Origin of the sequence: Vibrio sp. V42_P2S4T144 (assembly GCF_009904715.1) — a bacterium.
GTDB lineage: Bacteria > Pseudomonadota > Gammaproteobacteria > Enterobacterales > Vibrionaceae > Vibrio > Vibrio alginolyticus.
On record NZ_WXWS01000011.1, the window covers coordinates 10188 to 14680 of the forward strand.

At 44.3% G+C, this 4493-nt stretch carries 3 protein-coding genes; 1 reads left to right on the forward strand and 2 read right to left on the reverse strand.

The genetic code is table 11. The annotated features are described in order from the left end of the window. Window positions 1-225: 225 nt before the first annotated feature. Window positions 226-2976, forward strand: a complete 2751-nt coding sequence (locus CAG68_RS00290; protein ID WP_161440632.1) for a M16 family metallopeptidase — start codon at window positions 226-228, stop codon at window positions 2974-2976. 87 nt (window positions 2977-3063) lie between these two features. On the opposite strand, the gene CAG68_RS00295 is transcribed toward CAG68_RS00290, so the two are convergent. Together CAG68_RS00295 and CAG68_RS00300 are read right to left on the reverse strand one after the other, a co-directional pair. Next, window positions 3064-3516 carry a bactofilin family protein gene (locus CAG68_RS00295; RefSeq protein WP_080276973.1) on the reverse strand — a complete coding sequence of 151 codons (453 nt, stop codon included), beginning with the start codon at window positions 3514-3516 and terminating at the stop codon, window positions 3064-3066. Next, window positions 3420-4373: a M23 family metallopeptidase gene (locus CAG68_RS00300; protein WP_005374721.1), complete on the reverse strand. Its 954-nt coding sequence runs from the start codon at window positions 4371-4373 to the stop codon at window positions 3420-3422. The genes CAG68_RS00295 and CAG68_RS00300 overlap by 97 nt, the downstream gene beginning before the upstream one ends. Window positions 4374-4493 lie beyond the last annotated feature (120 nt).

The following is a 4493-nucleotide window of genomic DNA, read 5'->3' on the forward strand; positions in this document are numbered from 1 at the left end:
CTCCATGTCGCGAATTTGAGTTTTACACCAAATAAGCAAAAGGATTTGGAACGATATTATTTATGTATTTGTAAAGTAAGGATTTGTCGATTTTTGTAAATGAGAATTGATTTCAATAAATGGTGATCTTTATCACATTTGCGTGTCTGATAATCCATTAAAAATGTGAAGGTTATAGCACCGGATATATATTGATTAGCTTAATCATTGTTATGGGCAATCGTTATGCGCAGTATATTGTTAGTCCCCGCGTTATTAGTGTCAGGGTGTGCTCTGATACAACAGTCGACGCCGATTCAACCTGACGCCAACTGGCACGTGGACCAGTTATCGAACGGTATGAAATACCATCTCTATCCAACAGAAGACCAAGAAGTCTCGGTCCGTTTGGTGATGAATATCGGCTCATTCCAAGAAACATCTTCTCAAAAGGGTTACGCTCACTTTGTTGAGCATATGGCGTTTAATGGTAGTGAGCATTTTACCGGTAACGACGTTGTCAAACTTTTTGAGCAATCTGGTGGTAGCTTTGGCGCTGATATCAACGCTTTTACCAGTTATCAGCAAACGTCTTACCAACTTGACCTTGCGAATAATACGAAGCTAGAAGATGCCCTGAAGTGGATGAGAGATATCGGTAACGGACTTGAGTTTGCTCCTGAGCAAGTAGAGAAAGAAAAAGGGGTGATTCTTGGGGAATGGCGACGTGCTAATCCAGATGATAAGTCCTTTTCTATGCATGCTTACCAAGCCTCGATTGAAGGCACTATGTATGGTGAACATGACCCAATTGGTACTCGCGAAGCGATTCAAAACGCTTCCTCGAGTAAGTTAAAGGCGTTTTACGACAAGTGGTACCAGCCACAAAATGCCGAGTTGATTGTGACTGGTAATATCGACGTAGATTCACTGTCCAAGATTATCAAAAGCAAGTTCTCGAACTGGGAAAGTACCTCGGATACGGTAATAGAGAAGCGCCGTGATATTCGAGTGAACAACGAAAACAGAATCTTGCCAAGTAACACGATGGAATCACCAAGTCTTCATTTAGTGATTGAGCGTGGTCTAAGTGGCAGCGCGACGATTGAGCAACAACATGAAGTGTGGCGTGATGAAGTCGCAACACAACTCATTCAACAGCGTTTGATCCGTGTACTCAGTGATGCCGCTGAACCTTTTCAATACGCTTATGCAGAGCCCTATTACTCTAACTATCAGCGTATGATGTCGGCAGGGATTTCGTTTGCACCAGATCGCCGCGAACAAATGCACCAGACTTTCATTCGTACCTTGGCGTCGTTAAGAGATTATGGTGCGACTCAATCCGAGTTAGATAGCGTTATGTCAAATTGGCAAGGTGAACTTGCAAATATTGATTCAGATTGGAGTCAGCGTAAGCCAAACAGTTACGCAGAAGCACGTGTTTTTCAAATTGGACAAGACAGTGTCAGCCAATCAAAAGAGAATTATGCCCAGAGTTTGGCAGAATTCATCAACAACGAGAATTTAGAGAGCATTAACACACAATTGACGGCTTTGTTATCTCAGCAGCCAAGCTTTTTTATTGGTTTGGGGAAAAGCGAAACGTCAGAACAGTTCAATGGTGTATTTGCCGCTCTAAACAGTGCCTATCTTCAAACTGGCGAAAAACCGTTAGAGATGTATGACAAAGTGGATGGATTCTTAAAGCCTACCCAGGAAGGCAGCATCACGAGCATGCGTCAGGAAGCGGGTGGTTTTCAAGTCTATACGCTATCAAACGGTATCGAAGTGTGGTTCCAAAAAGATACTAAAGCGGGTGGTCGAGCGTATATTTACTATGCGAGCCAAGGTGGTAAAGCCGCTGTTGATCCGACGTTGTATGCCGCTTATGAAATCGCAGCAACAACGGCAATACGCAGTGGGTTAGGGACATTTTCTGGTTCAGAGCTAGATAGCTACTTACGCAAAAACAACATTGCGCTTGGCGCGATGCTTGATGCGACCAGTCACGGAGCTCAAATTACGGCGCCAAATACGCACCTAACTGATGCTTTGAATGGACTATACAACCTAGCGACGGAGATTAAAGTCGACGAGCGCCAGATGGAAGCAGCGAAGCAAGAGTTTAAACAGCAGAGCGGCGCTTTTTTTGAATCACCGATGGGAAAACTGATTCAAAAAGCAAACGGCAATTCTTATTTGCCGGGTAGTCGTCATCGTATAGTGTCCAGTGATGATGTTGAACAAGTGACTTCCGAGCAGATACTAGCGGTGCATGAGCAACTTTTCAAAACCAATGATGGTTTTAAGATGGTTATTGTTGCAAACGTAGAGCCGGAAGAAATTACACCACTTTTGCGTAAGTATGTGGCCTCTATCGAAATGAAACCGAGTCGTTCGATTGATTATCACGTTGCGTTTAACCCGGAAGTGCCGGAGCGAACTGTGGTTGCGGATGGGCATGAACCTTCATCGTTGTATGTAATGCGTTTGACTAATACGAGCGATTACCAACGTACGGCAAGAGACACGGTTATCGAAGATATTTTGCAACGTATTAGTAATGCACGTGTTTTGGATATTGTGCGAGAAGAGTCTAGCCTTGATTACAGCCCGAGCATTTACACCATGACACAAGATCGCGAACCCATCTCTGATTGGCTCTTGGAGTCTCAAGTTGAGCCCGAAGACGTGGCACTTTTAGAGAGTAAACTGGGCAAAGTGTTTGATGGTTTAGCGTCAAATATTACCCAAAAAGAAGTGGATACGGCCGCGAAACAACTGGCAGTCGCGATGCAAGGATTGGATGACAACCCAGCACGGAGATCATGGGCATATACTCGTTATTTGGTGCATGATTACGGCGTCGATGTGTTGCTTGACGTTGAGAAAGTGGCTAAGAGTGTGACGTTAGATGAAGTGAAAGCGCATGCAAAATCAGCTTTTGGTCCACAAGCAAAACGCTCGGTAATGGTTTTAAATCCGGCCGAATAATCACGTAGTTTCTGACGAAAATCGTGGCAATAGTAATAAAAAAGACGGCGTGAAAGCCGTCTTTTTTAAGCACTTTAATCAAAGCTTTTATGCTGATTTACGCGAAAGTCGCTTTTCATTGTTGGTGTTATTTTCTTTTGTGATCGCACTGTCTTGAGCCTTACCCTTTAACGTTACCACTTCCTTTTCAGGTAATTCGGCTGCTTCACCAAAGAATTTGCCACCAGGTTCAATGCTGAGGTTATTGCTCCAGATCCTACCGCTTACGCGTCCCTTGGCAAGCACTTGAATGTGTTCTGCGTGACAGTTTCCGTCCATCATGCCATTAATGATCAGCTGTTTAGCGTAGATTTCACCGTTTACTCGCCCGCTTTCTGCGACAACGAGAGTGCCTTCCACGTTAATTTGACCATCGACGATGCCATCAATCTGGACATCGTTTTCTACTTTGAGTTCTCCGCTAAGAGAACAGCCTTTGGCGATGAGAGTTGAAGCTGCTGAGCTACTCGTTGTTCCACTGTTTTGATTAAAGATTCCCATCGTATTCTTCGCTCCTTAGTAAAAATGTCTTCGAAATCATTAAGGCTCCAATCGACAAATGGTTTCGGATTCAGTGCTCGCCCAACAAATCGCACCTCGTAATGCAGGTGAGGGCCAGAAGAGAGCCCACTGTTGCCGGAAATTGCAATCAGCTGCCCTTTTTTGACGAACTGACCACTTTTTACTTTGAACGCTTTCAAGTGCGAATAAGAACTCGAAAAACCGAAAGAATGTTGTAGCCTGAGGAAGTTACCAGAGCCTTTATTACTGCGGCGGGTAACTTCCACTACCCCATCGGCAGGGGCATAAATTTTGGTACCGATATTTACGGCAAAATCGAGCCCACGATGCATTTTGGCAACTTTTGTCACCGGATGGATACGCTTACCGAATCCGGAAGATAGCCGTACGTTGCCGACTGGAGAGCCACTTGGTATTTGGTTTAATAACACCATGCGAACGTTTGAGGTTATCGCCGCTGCATCGAGCCTAGCATCCAAGTTATTTGTCGAGGTATGTTCTCCAACCCCAAGCACTTTCTCTAATTCACCCAAACGTTCCGAAACAAGTTGTACCCGTTCTTCCCGTTCTGAAAGGTCATTTTCTAGCTCTGATTTAAGTGTTTTCAGTGTGCTGAGCTCTTCACCCATGGTGCGTGAATGCTCTGTCAATTCAGCTTGTTTTAACGCTGCATTATCAACGCGAGTGTACAAGTGATGAATTAAGATTACGGTCGCGGCCAGAGCAACAACAAAAAAAACGAAAAACGTTTTTATGTTGCGTTGCATCCTTTTACTGAAGTACCAATGTCTTGAGCCATTGATAGTTGATATAGAGATCGTCAACTGGTCTTTCATCGTCTTCTATTGCTCGTATTTGGTATACGTCTCGTCACTGAGTTAGTAGGAATGTAAGGAAAACGAGTAGGGACTGCCAGAGGCAAATTGGAAAGAAGTGTCAGGTCGTGAGGCGTTTTC

Coding starts and splice junctions, on each gene's coding strand:
- CAG68_RS00300 (WP_005374721.1), bottom strand. CDS start 4,373: ATGAAAGACCAGTTGACGATCTCTATATCAACTATCAATGGCTCAAGA.
- CAG68_RS00295 (WP_080276973.1), bottom strand. CDS start 3,516: ATGGGAATCTTTAATCAAAACAGTGGAACAACGAGTAGCTCAGCAGCT.
- CAG68_RS00290 (WP_161440632.1), top strand. CDS start 226: ATGCGCAGTATATTGTTAGTCCCCGCGTTATTAGTGTCAGGGTGTGCT.